Source organism: Desulforhopalus singaporensis, assembly GCF_900104445.1.
GTDB lineage: Bacteria > Desulfobacterota > Desulfobulbia > Desulfobulbales > Desulfocapsaceae > Desulforhopalus_A > Desulforhopalus_A singaporensis.
The window spans coordinates 69,988-86,063 of the sequence record NZ_FNJI01000023.1 but is presented as its reverse complement, the minus strand read 5'-3'; the positions used below and the strand labels follow the sequence as shown (position 1 = coordinate 86,063).

At 52.6% G+C, this 16,076-nt stretch carries 17 protein-coding genes; 11 read left to right on the top strand and 6 right to left on the bottom strand.

The window, feature by feature from the left end:
• The 9 genes from BLQ17_RS15175 to BLQ17_RS15135 form a co-directional block, all read left to right on the top strand.
• Positions 1–645, top strand: a 645-nt coding sequence (locus tag BLQ17_RS15175) for a (Fe-S)-binding protein (RefSeq protein WP_143005523.1), incomplete at its 5' end; no start/stop codon positions are given.
• Positions 646–697: 52 nt separating this feature from the next.
• A complete protein-coding gene (locus tag BLQ17_RS15170) occupies positions 698–1,471 on the top strand; it encodes an electron transfer flavoprotein subunit beta/FixA family protein (RefSeq protein WP_092224332.1) in 774 nt (257 codons plus the stop codon).
• An 11-nt stretch (positions 1,472–1,482) separates the two neighbouring features.
• Positions 1,483–2,397 carry an electron transfer flavoprotein subunit alpha/FixB family protein gene (locus BLQ17_RS15165; RefSeq protein ID WP_092224331.1) on the top strand — a complete coding sequence of 305 codons (915 nt, stop codon included), beginning with the start codon at positions 1,483–1,485 and terminating at the stop codon, positions 2,395–2,397.
• 127 nt (positions 2,398–2,524) lie between these two features.
• Entirely contained in the window at positions 2,525–3,502 is a 978-nt protein-coding gene (locus BLQ17_RS15160) for a CoA transferase subunit A (protein ID WP_092224330.1), read from the top strand.
• Between the two features lie 45 nt (positions 3,503–3,547).
• Positions 3,548–4,318, top strand: coding sequence for a CoA-transferase subunit beta (locus BLQ17_RS15155; RefSeq protein WP_245695169.1), 771 nt, complete (start codon positions 3,548–3,550; stop codon positions 4,316–4,318).
• 175 nt (positions 4,319–4,493) lie between these two features.
• Positions 4,494–5,522 (top strand): TRAP transporter substrate-binding protein, encoded by a 1,029-nt coding sequence (locus BLQ17_RS15150; RefSeq protein ID WP_092224329.1) that lies wholly within the window; start codon positions 4,494–4,496, stop codon positions 5,520–5,522.
• 67 nt (positions 5,523–5,589) lie between these two features.
• Complete coding sequence (locus BLQ17_RS15145) at positions 5,590–6,096, top strand: TRAP transporter small permease subunit (protein ID WP_092224328.1); 507 nt, start codon at positions 5,590–5,592, stop codon at positions 6,094–6,096.
• Complete coding sequence (locus BLQ17_RS15140; protein ID WP_092224327.1) at positions 6,096–7,418, top strand: TRAP transporter large permease; 1,323 nt, start codon at positions 6,096–6,098, stop codon at positions 7,416–7,418. Before BLQ17_RS15145 ends, BLQ17_RS15140 begins: the two co-directional genes overlap by 1 nt.
• 96 nt (positions 7,419–7,514) lie before the next feature.
• Positions 7,515–8,033: a universal stress protein gene (locus BLQ17_RS15135; RefSeq protein WP_092224326.1), complete on the top strand. Its 519-nt coding sequence runs from the start codon at positions 7,515–7,517 to the stop codon at positions 8,031–8,033.
• Between the two features lie 213 nt (positions 8,034–8,246).
• On the opposite strand, the gene BLQ17_RS15130 is transcribed toward BLQ17_RS15135, so the two are convergent.
• The 3 genes from BLQ17_RS15130 to wrbA form a co-directional block, all read right to left on the bottom strand.
• Positions 8,247–9,014 carry a slipin family protein gene (locus BLQ17_RS15130; RefSeq protein ID WP_092224325.1) on the bottom strand — a complete coding sequence of 256 codons (768 nt, stop codon included), beginning with the start codon at positions 9,012–9,014 and terminating at the stop codon, positions 8,247–8,249.
• Position 9,015: 1 nt separating this feature from the next.
• Positions 9,016–10,413 carry an NfeD family protein gene (locus BLQ17_RS15125; protein WP_092224324.1) on the bottom strand — a complete coding sequence of 466 codons (1,398 nt, stop codon included), beginning with the start codon at positions 10,411–10,413 and terminating at the stop codon, positions 9,016–9,018.
• A 124-nt stretch (positions 10,414–10,537) separates the two neighbouring features.
• Positions 10,538–11,149 (bottom strand): NAD(P)H:quinone oxidoreductase, encoded by a 612-nt coding sequence (gene wrbA / locus BLQ17_RS15120; RefSeq protein WP_092224323.1) that lies wholly within the window; start codon positions 11,147–11,149, stop codon positions 10,538–10,540.
• A gap of 105 nt (positions 11,150–11,254) precedes the next feature.
• On the opposite strand from wrbA, the gene BLQ17_RS15115 reads away from it, so the two are divergent.
• Positions 11,255–11,452: a hypothetical protein gene (locus BLQ17_RS15115; protein ID WP_092224322.1), complete on the top strand. Its 198-nt coding sequence runs from the start codon at positions 11,255–11,257 to the stop codon at positions 11,450–11,452.
• 131 nt (positions 11,453–11,583) lie between these two features.
• The gene (locus BLQ17_RS15110) at positions 11,584–12,849 is read left to right on the top strand and encodes an MFS transporter (RefSeq protein ID WP_092224321.1); all 1,266 of its coding nucleotides are present in this window, start codon (positions 11,584–11,586) and stop codon (positions 12,847–12,849) included.
• A gap of 16 nt (positions 12,850–12,865) precedes the next feature.
• Here BLQ17_RS15110 and BLQ17_RS15105 read toward each other — a convergent pair whose 3' ends face one another.
• The 3 genes from BLQ17_RS15105 to BLQ17_RS15095 all read right to left on the bottom strand — a co-directional run bounded on the left by BLQ17_RS15105 (position 12,866) and on the right by BLQ17_RS15095 (position 16,031).
• Complete coding sequence (locus tag BLQ17_RS15105; protein WP_092224320.1) at positions 12,866–13,801, bottom strand: carbamate kinase; 936 nt, start codon at positions 13,799–13,801, stop codon at positions 12,866–12,868.
• Complete coding sequence (locus BLQ17_RS15100; RefSeq protein WP_092224319.1) at positions 13,798–15,150, bottom strand: cyclic 2,3-diphosphoglycerate synthase; 1,353 nt, start codon at positions 15,148–15,150, stop codon at positions 13,798–13,800. The genes BLQ17_RS15105 and BLQ17_RS15100 overlap by 4 nt, the downstream gene beginning before the upstream one ends.
• A 158-nt stretch (positions 15,151–15,308) precedes the next feature.
• On the bottom strand, positions 15,309–16,031 hold the full coding sequence (locus BLQ17_RS15095) for a DUF1326 domain-containing protein (RefSeq protein WP_092224318.1): 723 nt from the start codon (positions 16,029–16,031) through the stop codon (positions 15,309–15,311).
• Positions 16,032–16,076: the final 45 nt, after the last annotated feature.

Sequence of the window (16,076 nt, the reverse complement as noted above, 5' to 3'; positions counted from 1 at the left end):
CAGGCTGCAGGAATCAAGGTGGGCATTCTCGGCAAAGAGGAAAAGTGCTGTGGCGAACCGATGCGCAAGATGGGCAATGAGTATCTGTACCAGACGCTTGCCATGGAAAATATCGAGACCATCAAGGGGTATGGCGTCAAGAAGGTGGTGACCACCTGTCCCCATTGCTTCAACACCCTCAGTAAGGATTATCGTGATTTCGATTTTGACATCGAAGTCGAATCGTACACCGATTTCCTTGAGAAGCTGGTGGCCGCCAACAAGCTGGAATTCAACAGTGACAACTTTGAATGCACCTACCACGACTCCTGTTATCTCGGACGTCACAACGATATCTATGAAGCTCCCAGAAACCTGATCCGTGCCGCCGGCGGGACCATTAATGAAATGGACAGGAACCGCAGCGAGTCTTTCTGCTGCAGCGCCGGGGGCGGCAGGATACTGGCTGAAGAAAAACTCGGTACCAGGATCAACGTGAAACGCGTCACCATGGCGGCACAGACCAATGCGCCGACCCTGGTCTCCAACTGTCCGTTTTGTCTGACCATGTTCGAAGACGGGATCAAGGGTGCCGAACTTGAAGAACAAATGAAGTCGCGCGATATCGCCGAAATATTAGCCGACAGACTGGTGGAAAATGATTGAGCATTACAGGGCGAAGAATTTGCCGGTCACAATAAATTAATGGAGTTGAGCGATGAAGATTCTCGTATGCATGAAGCAGGTTCCGGACATGGAATCAAAGTTCCGGATCAACGACCAGGGCAGCTGGTACGACGAAAGCGACCTTGCCTGGCGGATGAACGAATATGACGAATACAGCGTCGAGCAGGCCATCCTGCTAAAAGAACAGGTGGGAGAAGGTGACCTGACGGTGCTGTCCATTGGACCCAAGCGGATCCAGGAGACGATGAAGAAAGCGCTGGCGATGGGCTGTGACCGCGGTGTCCATGTAAACGACGTCAAGGTCCATGAAAAAGATCCCTTTGAGATTGCCTCCATCATCGCCGAGTTCGCAAAAGATAAGAACTTCGATATGATTTTTACCGGGATGCAGTCACAGGACCGCGGCTCCGGTCAGGTTGGGGTCCTGGTGGCTGAGATGCTGAACCTGCCTTGTATTACGACAATTGTCGATTTTGCTTTTGACAACGGTACGGTAAACGCCAAGCGCGAGTTGGAGGGAGGAGTAAAGGCCAAAGTCAGCGCCCAGGCTCCCGTGCTTGTCACCTGTCAGCTGGGACTGAACAGTCCCCGCTATCCGACCCTGCCCAATATCATGAAGGCCAAGAAGAAAGAGCTTGCGGTGGTTGAGGTTGGCGATCTGCTGACAGTTGAGTCCAGGCTTGAGACGCCAAAGATTTCCCTGCCCGAGAAGAAGAGCGGCGGATTGATACTGGAAGGAGAGGTCGGCGACCTGGTCGAACAGCTGGTCACCCTTCTCAAAGAGCGTACCACGGTATTTGCGTAAGGAGTTGAGCGATGAAAACATTACTGGTAGCGGAATATAGAGACGGCAGACTTTTAGGCTCGACCTACGACCTGGTGGCGTTCGCCAGTCAACTCGGCGGCGAGTCGGCCATGTTCCTGGTGGGCAGCGACAGCGATCTGCCGCAATACGACGGTACTCTTTACCTCGCTGACAGCGCGAAGTATGGTGAGTTTAACCCTTCGGTGCACAAGCAGCTGCTCCTTGACGTCATTGACAAAGAGCAGCCGGACATGGTGGTGTTCAACCACTCCTCCTACGGTTGGGATCTTGCACCCAGGGTGGCTCTGGCAATGGGGGCGGCACAGATATCGGAAGTGGTCGATATCGTCGATGGCGCTCTGGTAACCCCGGTGTGCAACGCCAAGTTGCGCCGGGAGATAAAGGCCAAAACAGCAAAATGCGTAGTTACCCTCCAGGCCGGGGCTTTTACTCTCTCGGGTGAGCCTTCCGGAACGGTCGCGGTAGAAAAGATAGAGTGTGACGCCAAGAGTCTGGTGGTGTTTAACGGCTATGAGGAGAGTGAGGCCGGTGGTGTCGATCTCTCCAAGGCGGAGATTATCGTCAGCGCCGGCCGGGGAATCGGTAAACCGGAAAATCTTGAGATTATCCGGAGTCTGGCCAAGGCGCTCAAGGGTGAATACGGGGCCAGCCGGCCGGTGGTCGATTCGGAATGGGCGGAACATAACCGCCAGGTTGGTACCACGGGGCAGACGGTATCGCCTAAACTCTATGTCGCCTGCGGTATTTCCGGAGCGATTCAGCATATTGCCGGGATGAAAAAATCGGAATTTATAGTCGCGGTGAACACCGACCGGGATGCGCCGATCGGTGAAGTCGCCGACGTGCTGGTTGTAGCCGACCTGAAGCAGTTTGTGCCGGCGCTGACCGAACGTCTGGCTGGCTGAGCGGGGGCAGGCTTTCAGGAACATGACGGATGATCAGCAAGGTTTGACCTGAAGGCGAAAGGAGAGGGGAAATCCTATCTGTGGTGAGATTTCTTTAAACAACAACACTTACGTACGATGAAAGGCTATGACAACCAGGTCTGAAAAACTGATGGATCTTTCAACCGCGATATCAACCTTTGTGAGCGATGGATGCCATCTCTCCATAGGTGGCTTTACCGTGAACAGAAATCCTATGGCCGCCGTTTATGAAATTATCCGTCAGAAGAAGAGAAAAATACATCTGTATGCGCATTCAAATGGACAGGGAGTGGACGAGCTCGTGGGGGGGGGATGTGTCGACAGAATCGAGATCGCCTATGGCGGAAACGGCAGGTTCGCCCCCACCTGCATCAGGTTCAAGCGAGCGGTGCAGGAAGGAAGTCTGTTGGTTGAAGATTATTCCAACTACCAGATGACCCTGAGGTTTTTGGCGGGAGCCATGGGGGTTCCCTGCCTGCCGACCCGTTCTTCCCTTGGCACCGACATCTTCAACAAGTGGGGATTTTCCAGGGAGTTGCGGGAGCAGGATCCGAAATTGCCAAATGAGAAAATGGTGGCTGCCGACAATCCGTTTGGCGGATGGGCGGACACCGAAAAACTGGTATTCGTCCCCGCCATCAATCCCGACGTGACAATTATCCACGTTCAACAGGCTGATGAGCTCGGCACATCGCAGATTCAGGGGTTGCCGATGGCCGACGTCGAACAGGCCAAGGCGGCCAAACACCTTATCGTGACATGTGAAAAACTGGTTTCTTCCCACGAGATGAAGAGCCAGTCGGACGCCAACCAGATACCGCACTTTTGCGTTGATGCCGTGGTTCACGTACCCGGGGGTGCTTATCCCACCGCCTGTTATAACTATTACGATTACGATCCGATGTTCCTCAATGATTATAAAAAATTTGCTTCAGATGATGCGATGTTTGCCAAGTATCTCAATGAATATATCCACCTGGTAAAAAATCACCAGGAACGTCTGGATATAGCAGGTGAGGAGCGTCTGGCAGTTATTGCTGCGGATCCGCGGACCGGGTATGCTGTCAATCTTGACAGAAAGTGATTGTGGATTCCCAAACCGCTATAACACGAAAAAGGAGTGATTACGGTGGATGATTATACCCTGAGAGAGCTGATGACCATCGCTGCCGCCAGGCAGATAAACGACGGCGCCATTATATTCTGCGGAACCGGCATCTCAATGGTGGCGGCAATGGCAGCAAAACATATCAACGCGCCGAACAGTACCATATTTTTCGAAACAGGCGCGATCGATTCGGTCCTCGAAGAGCTTCCCCTGGCTGTGGCAGACCCCAGGGTGATGTACTATACTGCGGTGAACGGCGGTCTTATCGATTCGTTCGGCTATATGCAGAACCGCAAGACCGGTAAACAGGTGGTGGGAGTTATAGGCGCCGCCCAGATCGACTGTTACGGCAACCTTAACTCAACGGTCATCGGCGATTACCACAAACCCAAGGTCAGGTTCTCCGGGAGCGGCGGCGCATGCGACGTGGCTTCCTTTGTCGATAATTCCATCATCTTCATGCAGCACGAGAAAAGGAAATTCGTCAACAAGGTTGACTACCTGACCAGTCCCGGCTGGCTGGATGGAGGGGATTCGCGGGAGCGGGCCGGACTTCCCGGCAAGGGACCCTCGAAAGTGATTACCAACATGGCGATCATGGGGTTTGATAAAGTCACCAGGAAAATGGTCCTGGAAAACTATTATCCCGGGATAACCCCAGAAAAGATACTTGAAAACATGGAGTTTGAGGTCGATATCTCACAGGCGAGCGAGTTGTCTCCTCCGACCCGTGATGAGATCAAAATCCTCCGTGAAAAATGTGATCCCCAGGGATTGATCATCGGCAGATAACAGGGCGATCGTATTGAGGCCGCCGGACGGCAGAAAAACCGGTGGTTGTAACGACAAAGCCCCATCTCCGGGGGACAAAACAGAAGGAGGGAAGGGCAGATAGCATTAAGGCAGCACCCGAACCGGAAAGAGGCCTTTCCGGGCAACCTACAACAACAACTGAAGAGGAGAAACAATGTCGACTAACAAGAAAAGGTTTTCACTGGGATTGGTAGCGGTTCTGGTATGTTCATTAATGGTTACGACGGCAAATGCGGCAAAAACCTATAAATTTACGATGCAGAACATGTTTTCTCTGAATCATCCGGTAACGGTAGCCATGAATAAGCTGGCAGCCGATGTCAAAGAGAAAAGCGACGGCCGTATCGTAATACAGGTATTGCCGGCGGGAGCTCTGGTGAAGGGCCCCTCCATTTTTGAATCGGTGGGGATGGGATCCATTGATATGGGAACCACCTGCAGCGCCTATCACAGCGGCATTCTGCCGGTGGCCGCAACCGCATTCGCGCTGCCCGGAGACCCGAGGGGTGTCAATGAAATCAAGGAGTTCATATACCAGGATAAGATATTCAAATTCTTCCGTGACAGCTATGCAACCCAGAATGTACTTTACGGTGCGCCTCTGATTATGGACGGTTACACCATAGTCTCGAAAAAGCCGATCAACAGCTGGGAAGATCTTAAAACCATGAAAGTCAGGGCTTCCGGAACCATCGCCAAGACTTTGAAAAAAATGGATATACCCACTGTATTCATCCCATTTTCCGAAATATATGTAGCCCTGTCCCGCGGCACTATCGATGCTGAGATAAGCGGCAATCATGCGGAAAGTTATCTCGCCAAGACCTTCGAGGTGGCGAAGTACCAGACGACCCCATATATCTCAGGTGCCCAGAACTGTGAAGTCATCACCAATCTCGACAGGTACAACGAGCTTCCCGACGACTTGAAAGCTATCCTCGAAACCGCTTTGAAGGATTCCGCCCTCAACATGATTGATGCTTTCGAGGCTGAAAATAGTGCGGTTATCGAAAAAATGAAGGAAGCGGGAACCGAATTTGTCGAACTGCCCGACGAGGTAATGCAGAAGTGGATTGCAACCGCCGTCAAGATGTGGGACGAGGAACTCACCACCGATGACCTGTCCGCACAGTATATTGCTCTTGTGAAGGAAAACCTCAAGAGCCTCGGCTACGAACTGTAAAAACATATAACATTTCCGCAGATGGTTAAACCGGTACCATCTGCGGAATGAGATTATAGGATTAACAATGCAAACCATTGAAAAACTGATCTCTATCGCTGAAAAAACAAACAAGATGGTCGGCAAAGCTTCCAGCCTTCTGATCTTCGTGTTTATGTTCCTGATGGTGTATGAAGTGATCGCACGGTATTTTTTCGAGAGCCCGACCATCTGGGTACATGAACTGTGCGGGTATCTTTTTGCAGCTTATGTAGCATTCACCGGTGGATGGGTTCTTCTTAGGAAGGGGCATGTCTCCGTTGATATCATCTATCAGTTCTTCCCGAAAAAGCTCAAATACTCCGCAGACTTGATCGTCTCTGTCGTCGCCTTGTTCATGTTTGTCGTTCTGTTCTGGCAGGGATACAAGTTCGCTTGGCACGCATTCGCTACCAATCAGCATTCCCACACCCTTTTCGGCCCGGTTCTCTGGCCTGTAAAGGCATTGTTGCCGCTGGGTTCTCTGTTTTTCGTTCTGCAGATACTGGCAGATCTGGGAAAAACCATCTTGAAATTTAAACAAGGGAGTGTGTGATGAATCCGGCATTGATAGTTTTACTCATGTTCGCAGCAGTTATCGTTCTATTTGTCATCCGGACTCCTGTTGCCTTTACCCTCGGCAGTGTGGGAATTGTCGCCCTGTACCTGATTAACGGGCCGAGATTTCTGCAGATGTTGCCGCCCTCGATTATCGAAAGTATGACCAGTATCATCCTGCTGGCTATACCGATGTTTATTTTTATCGGCTGTCTGCTTGAAAAATCAGGAATTGCCGACGAAATATTCGACATGATCTATAAATGGCTCGGTCCGGTTCCGGGCGGACTTGCAATCGGCACCGTTCTGATCTGCGTTATCTTCGCGGCGATGGTGGGTATTGTCGGCGCTGCAACGGTGACCATGGGCCTTATCGCGCTGCCGGCGATGCTGAAAAGAAATTACAAGACCTCACTTGCCATCGGCTGTATCTCGGGAGGCGGAGCCCTGGGCTTTTTGATTCCGCCCTCCGTCACCATGATCGTCTATGCGTCGCTGTCCAACCTGTCCATCGGCAAGATGTTTTTAGCAGGCATCATACCCGGGATGCTGCTGGCTTCTCTTTTTATCGCTTATATCCTGTTGAGAAGTCTGCTCAATCCCAAGCTCGCTCCTCCCATCCCGGTGGAGGAAAGGGCCACCTGGAAAGAGAAGTGGACTTCTGTTAAAAACCTGGCCATGCCTTTTATCCTTATATTTTCCATTATGGGGACCATCTTCTCTGGCCTGGCGACACCCACCGAGGCAGCCGCAGTCGGTGCGGTAGTGGCAATGCTTATTGTACTGCTGCGTACAAGGTCCTTCAAGAAGTGTCTTGAGGTGGTGTATAACGCTTCTGAGCAGTCGGCCTTTCTGACCAGCATGGTGTTGTGGATAATCATCGGTTGTCTCGCTTTCTCGGCCGTCGTCAACACTCTTGGGCTTCCTCTGCTGTTGAAAGATCTTATCGATTCGATCGGCATGAACCGCTGGACGGTTATGATTGTGATGATGCTCAGCTTCTTCCTGCTGGGGATGGTCATGGACGACCTGCCGATCATCATGATCACCGTTCCCATTTACGTGCCGCTTATTACCCTGCTCGGTTTTGATCCGCTGTGGTTCGGCATTCTCTTTATCGTCAATATGCAGATGGCCTATCTCACCCCGCCGTTCGGGTTCGTGCTCTTCTATATGAAAGGGGTGGTGCCGCCAGGCATAACGATGGGAGATATCTATCGATCGGTGTGGCCGTTTATCGGGCTCCAGGCATTGTGCCTGATCCTGGTGATGGTGTTCCCGCAGCTGGTGTTGTGGCTTCCCAGTATGGTGGGAATGTAACTGCAACCCAACAAGATGTACCAGGACTTTTCAACTGATTGTTGCGCCAGAACAATCTGGTGTTTTCGCTGAAGAAAAACAGGAGACTGGACTATCATGCTCAAACCAATTAAGACGATCCTTTTCGCGACCGATTTGTCGGCAAATTGTCAGCCTGCGCTTGATTTCACAATATCAGTCGCCACCCGGTTCAATGCCAAGATCTGCATGCTCTACGTTATAGAAAAACTGTCCGAGCATGTCGACGAGAGACTCAGGGAAATGGTTGGTGTGCACCAGTGGGAGGAATTGGTCAATGTCCAGATGAAGCAGGCGCACAAATCGCTACTTGGGAAAACTCCGGAAAATGTGCAGGTTCGACAGGCTATTCATAACTTCTGTCTGCAGGAAGGCATTGCCGAAGAAGGTTGTGATGTAAAGGACCGGGAAATTATAATCACCCACGGAGATATTGTTGAGGATATAGTCGCAACAGCTGTTGAAAAGCAGTGTGACCTGATCGTTCTTGGCGGTCATGACAGCCTGATCGGCAGGTCATCGGTGGGTTCAAAGATCAAGGGCGTGATTAAGAGAACCAATCTGCCGGTAACGGTTGTTCCGGCGGACGCTTCCTGAGTTGTAAGAGCAATGCGGCTCCAGGGCGGCTGCGCCCCATGTCCTGCGCGTCGGGGCAGGGAGTTGCGGACCATTTGAGACTAGGAGGTGATTTTTCGGGATATCCTGCCGGTTGTAATCCCGGAAGATCACCTTTGTCTGTTTTTGGACAACTCCCGGTTTTGGCAGCCAAGCTGCGGGGATTCGGTCGGCACCGGGGTGCAGGAAGAATTCTCAACCCTCCCGATGTTTGGCCAGTACCGCCTGGATCACCTCAATGGGAAACGGGAAGACAATGGTGTTGGTGTTTTTCTGACTTGATATATCGTTTAATGTCTGAAGGTAGCGAAGCTGCAGGGCCTGAGGGTTCTGCGAGATGATTTTTGCCGCCGACAGCAGTTTCTCCGAAGCCTGAAATTCACCTTCGGCGTTGATGACCTTGGCCCTTCTTTCCCGTTCTGCCTCTGCCTGTCTGGCAATGGCCCGCACCATCGATTCATTGAGGTCTATATGCTTGATTTCAACGTTTATGACCTTGATGCCCCAGTTGTCGGTTCTTTTGTCGATGATCTCCTGGATGTCGTAATTCAGTTTTTCGCGCTCGGACAACATCTCGTCCAGGTCATGCTGGCCGAGGACAGAACGCAGGGTGGTCTGTGCAAGCTGGTTGGTGGCGGTGAGGAAATCTTCCACCTGAATTATGGCCTTTTGCGGATCGACCACGCGAAAATAGAGAACCGCATTTACCCTGACGGTAACATTGTCCCTTGAGATAACGTCCTGTGGCGGAATATCCATGGTGACCACGCGTAGGTCGACCTTGAAAGCACGCTGAATTCCGGGAACGACAATGCGCAGCCCGGGGTTTTTCACCGCCTGAAACCTTCCAAGAAAGAGCACTACTATTCTCTCGTATTCGGCAACTATTCTGAATGAAAGAATGAAAAGAGCGACCAGCAGTCCGAGCGGGGCGATATAGTTGAGCAGGCTGTACGAAATCATATCAGGTCTCCTTCGTTATTTTTTCAACGGTGAGGCAGAGTCCGTCATGACCGGTTATCCGGACTTTTTCTCCCTCTGTTACACTTTCGGTGCATCTGGCCTGCCATGATTCGCCACCAAACCAGATCCTTCCTTCGCCGTCAAAGTCTTCTGCCGCCTCCCCGGTCTTGCCGATCATGGCTTCCGTCCCGGATTCGATTTTCCTGTTGCGCAGGGTGGCAAAACGTCCGGCAAGCAGCAGCAGAAGAACGGCGGAAGTAACAGTGGTCCCGACGATAATTGATCGTGAGATCCGCAGTTGCTGGTCCTCCATCAGTATCAGGGAACCTGCAGCAAACGCCACGATCCCTCCTATCCCAAGAGAGCCGAAGCTTGGGACGAAAGCCTCTCCCAGCAGCAGGGCGATCCCGAGGACGATCAACCCTAAGCCGCTGTAGTTGACCGGCAGGATCTGAAAGGCGTAGAAGGCAAGGAACAGAGCTATTGCGCCCGCGACCCCGGGCAGGAAGACGCCTGGGTTGGCCAGCTCGTAGATGAGGCCGTAGACTCCAAGCAGCAGAAGGATGTAGGCTATGTTGGGATCGCTGATCACCGCCAGCAGCCTGGTGCGCCACGTCTGTTCGATAGCGATAACGGTAACGTCATGAAGGGCGATCGTTTCCCTGCCCGATTCCATCGCCACCTGCCGACCGTCAACCTGTGACAGCAGATCGTCGATATTTGCGGCAATAATGTCGATTACCCCTATGGCGAGAGCCTCACCGGCGCTGAGACTGACTGATTCCCGAACAGCTTTTACCGCCCATTCTTCGTTACGGCCATGCCTTGCCGCCAGGGCTTTGATATAGGAGGAGGCGTCATTGATGATTTTTTTCTCCATCGTGCTCCCCGGTTTCAGGTTGTTGTCGCTTTTTTCTTCGTCCCCAGGCTTTTTCTGTTTGCCATGAATCCCGCCGATTGCAACCGGCGTGGCTGCCCCGAGATTGGTTGCAGGCGACATCGCCGATACGTGACTGGCGTAGAGAATGTATGTTCCGGCGCTGGCGGCGCGGGCGCCGTCGGGAGCTACATAGGTGATTACGGGGATGGGAGAGGCTAGGATTGCCCGTATTATCTGCCGCATAGAATGGTCCAGGCCGCCGGGGGTGTCGATCCTGATGATGATAACGCTTGCCTGCAACTGTTCCGATCGCTGAAAACCTCGCTGCAGGTAGTCGCTGATGGCCGGACCGATGGCGCCGTCGACCTCGAGCAGGGTAGCCGTCTGTTTCGCCTGACAGGCGGGGCATTGAAGGATCGGTAGCCAGAAGACCAGAAGAGCGCACAGCCACAATAAAAACGTTGTGTCTGTATCGGCAGGTCGAAGCCGACTCCGCTGTTTTGCGCTACGATAACACATCTGACACCTCCGCCGACAGATTGTATCGATTCGCTATTATTCTACCATAAGAGAGGATGGTGGTAACAGCAAAAGCTTCGACCCTGCTCCTTGGCGCGTGGTGGCTAAGGATGGGGAGTTGTTTCTACGCCGTCAGTTTCATGGCGATATTTGCCACGTGCATCCCCTGGTAGCGTGCGCCGGCGAGTTCATTTTCGCTCGGCAGCCGTTTGGCGTCGCCTCCGGCGATGGTAGACGCGCCGTAGGGCGAACAGCCGCTGACCTGATCTGTTATCATCTGTCCTTGAAATGAGTAGGGCAGGCCGACGATCACCATGCCATGGTGCAGCAGGGTGACATGAAAAGTAAGGATGGTCGACTCCTGTCCACCGTGCTGGGTGTTGGAGCAGGTGATGACACTTCCCACCTTGCCGACCAGCGAACCTTTCTGCCAAAGCTGTCCCGTTGCATCAAGAAACTGCCTCATCTGGCCGCACATGTTGCCGAAACGGGTCGGGGTACCAAAAATTATTGCATCGGCTTCTCCAAGTTCGTCAACGGTACATGTTGGTACGGCTGCCTGTGCTTCCCGGGTCTGGGTCGCACCCATTTTCTGGAGTACCTCCGGGGACAGGGTTTCGGGAACCTGACGCAGCAAAACCTCTGTATTGTTAACGGACTTTGCTCCTTCTGCCGCTGCTTTTACCAGGTTGTATACGTGACCATACATCGAATAGTAAACAATCAGTAGTTTCATGGGAAATGCCTCCTGTGAGCTGAGTAGAGAGTTGAGGTGCGTCTGCAGTGCTGGCGAACACGGCTTTAATTTTTTTTGTCTGAATGTATCACGGATAATGTAATCATGGGGGAAGAAAAAACATCCGTCAACCTGGCTGGGGCACCGACAAAAGATCGTATGGAGGCAAGGTTCAGGTCCATGGATTACCAGAGAGCGGTGGAATTTTTGGTGGTTGTCAGGAAAATGGGGAGAGGGATAGATTGGGTAATGCCACAGATTGTCCACCAAAATTTATCACCAGGCGCGGTAACCAACCATTGACAACAATAAATCAGTCTGCTAAGCCGAATTTTAATTGTATACAGGCTGAGAACAATGTTGCCGCTGGGGAAAAATGATCTCTTAAGCGGTTTGCAACTTTTTTTTTATATAACTTAAACAGGTGATCGTTTATGCCTCTTGTGAATTTTTTTGCTCTTTTTGTTTCCGTATTTTTTCTTATGACCGGGATTGGTCTTTTAGGGACGTACCTGCCGTTTAGCATGAGCAGTGACGGAATTGAGCCGTCGATTATAGGGGGGGTGACGTCGGCTTACTATTTTGGCATGTTTGTCGGTGCATTTACCAGTACCGCGATCATCCGCCAGGTGGGACATATCAGGGCATTTGCCGCATTTGCCGCCCTGACTACCGCTATAGTCATGGGCCATGCGCTCTACGGCGCCCCATTTTTCTGGGGTGTACTGAGATTTTTATGCGGAATCGCAGCCATAGGTCTGTTCACGGTGGTGGAGAGCTGGCTCAATGAAATGACGGAGCCGAATCGGCGGGGCAGGATCATGTCTATATACATGATCATAAGTTATCTCGGAATGGTGGCCGGACAGTTGATGCTTAATCTTGCAGGTACCAAGGAGATGGGGATTTTCCTGATAGTCGGGTTGATGCTGTCGTTGTGCATTGTGCCGCTTTCAACCACCCGTTCCGTTCATCCCCAGATACCAGGGCTTAAGAAAATCAGCATCTATAAAATAATCAAAAAGTCGCCCATCGGCGTTTTCGGCTGTCTGACGGCAGGTTTGGTAAATGGAGCTTTTTATTCGATAGGACCGGTGTTTTGTCACAATATCGGGCTGTCGGTTTCCCAGCTGTCCCTAGTCATGGGTATAACCATTTCCGGGGGACTTGCGCTGCAGCGTCCCATCGGCCTGATATCCGATCGTTTTGACAGGGCTTATGTCCTGGTTGTGGTTTCGGCAGTCGCATCATCGCTGAGCGTCGCGGTAATATCGATGGCCGAGCTCTCATTTTCACACCTGGTCTCGGTCATGGCGTTTTTCGGCGGATTCAGTTTTGTTCTTTATCCGGTTTCCGTGGCGCGGGCCCATGACCTGTTCGATACCGAGGATATTATTCCGGTCAGCTCTACACTCCTGCTTTCCTATGCCGTAGGGGCAACCGTCGGTCCGGTAATCGGTTCCCTGGCGATGAAACTAGGTTACGGTCCCTATGGCCTGTTTATTTACTGTGCCGTTGTGCAGATCTGCTTTGCGGCAACGGCTTTTTACCTGAGAAACAGGGAACTGGTCACCGTCGTCGCCGCGGAAGAAAATGCCCCTTTTGTGATAATGAAAGATACTTCCGCCTATGCCGTGTATATCGATCCCCGGACCGATGAAGACCTGCAGAACGGTAGTGGCGACAGAGACAGGGAATGAACCGTTGCCGGAGTGGTCAGGTGATTTCGGTACCAGCGGTGCCTTTTATGGCGGAATCAATATCCGTGATGGAGCAGATTATTGCCCGCTCCCCGCCGTGTTGCCTGAACTTGATCGCTGCCTCCATCTTAGGCGCCATGGAGCCGGCCTCGAAATGGCCGGCAGCCAGGTAGGATTGAGCCCTGGCAGCCGTAACCTTGCGCAAAAAACGTTGGCCCGGCTTGGCAAAATTGAGCGCGGCACCGGGGACGTCGGTTGCGATCAGGAATATATTGACACCTACTTCCATTGCCAGGCAGACGCTTGCCAGGTCCTTGTCGATGACCGCGTCCACCCCGGTAAACGTCCTTTTTTCGCGAGTAACGGGAATACCGCCCCCGCCGCAGCAGATTACGATGAAATCCTGCTCCACCAGCCTTTTGATCTCGCGCTTTTCTACAATGGTTATCGGGGCAGGAGAAGCGACCACGCGGCGGTATCCTTTGGCGGTCTGATGTACGGGGTAAGGCAGGTTTTGCGCCTGCTCCCGGGTGAAGCAGGGCCCTATGGGCTTGGTCGGCCGGGTAAAGGCGGGGTCGTTCTCGTCGACGACAACATAACTTATCAGACTGACAAGGTGCAACCGGTGGTGCCTATCCAGCTTCATCAGCTCACTGTCAAGCGTCGATTCGATCATGTAGCCTATCTGCCCCTGGGTCTGCGCGACCAGGATCTCAAGCGGAAGACCGGGCACCGATTTGCAATGTTCCTGCTGCAGCATCAGGTTGCCGACCTGGGGGCCGTTTCCGTGGGTGATGATGATCGTGTATTGCTCGGCCAGCCGGGCGAGCTGCCTTACCGGAACTCTAAGGTTCTTGAACTGCTGAGCGATGGTGCCCTGTTCTTTCTTGTTGATCAGGGCATTACCGCCAAGAGCCACCAGGAGAATTTTTTTTCGTTTGCTGTTGCTCATGGTTGCAAGGGCCTGGGGAGTGAGGAAACGGCCAGCCGGTCAACCAGTGGACGGAGCATGGTTTCCAGTTCCCCGTCCGAGCGATCTGCGTAATTGTAATACACCCGTACGGCCGGACGGGTGATGGACAGCAGCCGATCAAGCCTGATCGGGGTGGCGAAAAGTACCAGGTCGCAGACAGTATTGTTAATTGTCCGCTCAAGGTCCTGGATCTGGGAAGAACTGTATCCCATGGCCGGCAACACAGGTCCGATATGGGGATAGTTCCGGTAGGTGTCTTCTATTGTGCCAACCGCATAGGGGCGGGGATTAACCACCTCTGCGGCTTTATACAACCGGGCCGCCACCATCCCTGCACCGTGGGACATGCCGCCGTGGGTGAGGGTCGGACCGTCTTCCACCACAAGTACTTTCCGGTTTTTTATGCGGTCGCCGCGGGTAATGGTGACCTCGGTGTCGGCGAGGATTATTGTTGCGCCTGGATTATGGCGAGCAATGTTTTGTCTCACCAGCTCTATCTGGCCCTGATCCGCCGTACCCACTTTGGCGATAATTGCAATATCGGCCATAATCATGTTGACTTCACCGGGGTAGTAGAATCTCTCATGGCCGGCGCGGTGAGGATCAAACAGTACGATGTGGATGTCCGGCGCAAAAAAAGGCGTATCGTTGTTTCCACCGTCCCAGATGATGATGTCCGCTTCTTTTTCCGCCTCCTCCAGGATTTTTTGGTAGTCGACTCCGGCAAAGACCGTAATGTCGTGATCGATCAGGAGTTCATACTCTTCACGTTCTTCTATGGTGCAGCGATGTCTGTTGAGATCGTCGTAGGACGAAAAGCGCTGGACCGCCTGGCGGGTTAAATCGCCGTAAGCCATGGGATGACGGACCACCACCGGTTTTTTTCCCATGGATGTCAGGATGTCGTAGATTTTTCTTGTGGTCGGCGACTTGCCGCAGCCGGTTCGTACGGCGCAGACGGAAATCACAGGTATGGTGGATTTCAGCATGGTCCGCCTGGCGCTGAGTAGCATAAAATCGGCCTGTTCGGCTGTTACCACCGAGGCCTTGTGCATAAGTTCTGGGTAACTGATGTCGCTATATGACAGCACCGCCAGCTCAACCTTGTGGCCGCGAATGACAGAAACCAGTTCGGTTTCCGCAATAATCGGGATTCCTTCCGGGTAAAGCTTTCCCGCCAACCCGGGAGGATAACAGCGGCCTTCGATGCCGGGAATCTGGGTTGCGGTAAACGCCACCACCCGGTAGTCGGGATTGTCTCTGAAATATACGTTGAAATTATGGAAATCACGGCCCGCGGCACCCATAATGATCGTCTGTTTAATCATCGCCAGTTCTCCGCAAAAATATAGGGAAACTTTTCTTCATTATACTTTTTTTGATGCGGATAGTCTAATGGGCCGGGCGGTAACAGGAGGTGACAGCTACGGCCTGACGACGCGATCCGGACCTCTTTGCAAGGTCCGGATCATCTGCGGCGATGTTGTTACATGGCCAGGTCCTTGGCGGACATGTCAACGGTGATCATAAAGCCTGTGGTCCCTTTGAACTCAAAAGCCTTGTCGCCCACCTTCCAGGTTTCAATTTCATTTGGCATCATTTTGAAACCGCTGTTGCGAGGAGCTCCGAAGTAGGCGATGTTGCTCAGCATTCCCGATTCGCCGTCAAGGCCCTGCCATTTGTTGAGGATTATGTGGCCATTGGCGCCGCCACCAAGCGTTGCCTCGGCACGTTCTTCACTTGCCATCCACTCAATTGGGGCGTCTTCGGCGACTTCAAACGACTTCCATTTAACCGGGAAAATGTTGCTCAGAGCCGTTGTCACGCCATTTTTCTGGGCCTCGGTGGTACCTGGCTGGAAGGTTACGATCGCCCATTCCGTTTCTCCGTCTTCCCAGGAGTCGCCAAGATCTCCGGCGACCCAGAATTTTACTCCGGCGAGATCGGTGTCGCCGTAGTGGCCTTTATTGACTTTATAGGCCATGTTGAATTTACAGAAGTGTTTCGCCCCGTGCTTGGTATGGTTCAGGGCAGGTTCGGTGTTGAAGTAGCAGGGGCAGAACATGGGGCAGCTGCACGCTTCGATCACGGTACCGTTGAAATGCCAGTCGGGCTCATCCGTGCCAAGAGACAGTCCCGGCACCATCAAGAAAATTACTGAAACCAGTACCGCGAAGCTTTTGGCAAGAGCAGGTTTGTTGGTATGCATGTTGATTCCTCCTTATGCGTACGTTGTTTTGCAAGGCGCACTCGG

What these genes read in the sequence shown, in the direction of transcription:
- BLQ17_RS15130 (WP_092224325.1), bottom strand. Translation starts at nt 9,014, where the DNA reads ATGATTTCGTACAGCCTGCTCAACTATATCGCCCCGCTCGGACTGCTG.
- BLQ17_RS15140 (WP_092224327.1), top strand. Translation starts at nt 6,096, where the DNA reads ATGAATCCGGCATTGATAGTTTTACTCATGTTCGCAGCAGTTATCGTT.
- BLQ17_RS15100 (WP_092224319.1), bottom strand. Translation starts at nt 15,150, where the DNA reads ATGATTAAACAGACGATCATTATGGGTGCCGCGGGCCGTGATTTCCAT.
- BLQ17_RS15170 (WP_092224332.1), top strand. Translation starts at nt 698, where the DNA reads ATGAAGATTCTCGTATGCATGAAGCAGGTTCCGGACATGGAATCAAAG.
- BLQ17_RS15165 (WP_092224331.1), top strand. Translation starts at nt 1,483, where the DNA reads ATGAAAACATTACTGGTAGCGGAATATAGAGACGGCAGACTTTTAGGC.
- BLQ17_RS15110 (WP_092224321.1), top strand. Translation starts at nt 11,584, where the DNA reads ATGCCTCTTGTGAATTTTTTTGCTCTTTTTGTTTCCGTATTTTTTCTT.
- BLQ17_RS15145 (WP_092224328.1), top strand. Translation starts at nt 5,590, where the DNA reads ATGCAAACCATTGAAAAACTGATCTCTATCGCTGAAAAAACAAACAAG.
- BLQ17_RS15150 (WP_092224329.1), top strand. Translation starts at nt 4,494, where the DNA reads ATGTCGACTAACAAGAAAAGGTTTTCACTGGGATTGGTAGCGGTTCTG.
- BLQ17_RS15160 (WP_092224330.1), top strand. Translation starts at nt 2,525, where the DNA reads ATGACAACCAGGTCTGAAAAACTGATGGATCTTTCAACCGCGATATCA.
- wrbA (WP_092224323.1), bottom strand. Translation starts at nt 11,149, where the DNA reads ATGAAACTACTGATTGTTTACTATTCGATGTATGGTCACGTATACAAC.
- BLQ17_RS15105 (WP_092224320.1), bottom strand. Translation starts at nt 13,801, where the DNA reads ATGAGCAACAGCAAACGAAAAAAAATTCTCCTGGTGGCTCTTGGCGGT.
- BLQ17_RS15115 (WP_092224322.1), top strand. Translation starts at nt 11,255, where the DNA reads ATGGGGGAAGAAAAAACATCCGTCAACCTGGCTGGGGCACCGACAAAA.
- BLQ17_RS15125 (WP_092224324.1), bottom strand. Translation starts at nt 10,413, where the DNA reads ATGTGTTATCGTAGCGCAAAACAGCGGAGTCGGCTTCGACCTGCCGAT.
- BLQ17_RS15135 (WP_092224326.1), top strand. Translation starts at nt 7,515, where the DNA reads ATGCTCAAACCAATTAAGACGATCCTTTTCGCGACCGATTTGTCGGCA.
- BLQ17_RS15095 (WP_092224318.1), bottom strand. Translation starts at nt 16,031, where the DNA reads ATGCATACCAACAAACCTGCTCTTGCCAAAAGCTTCGCGGTACTGGTT.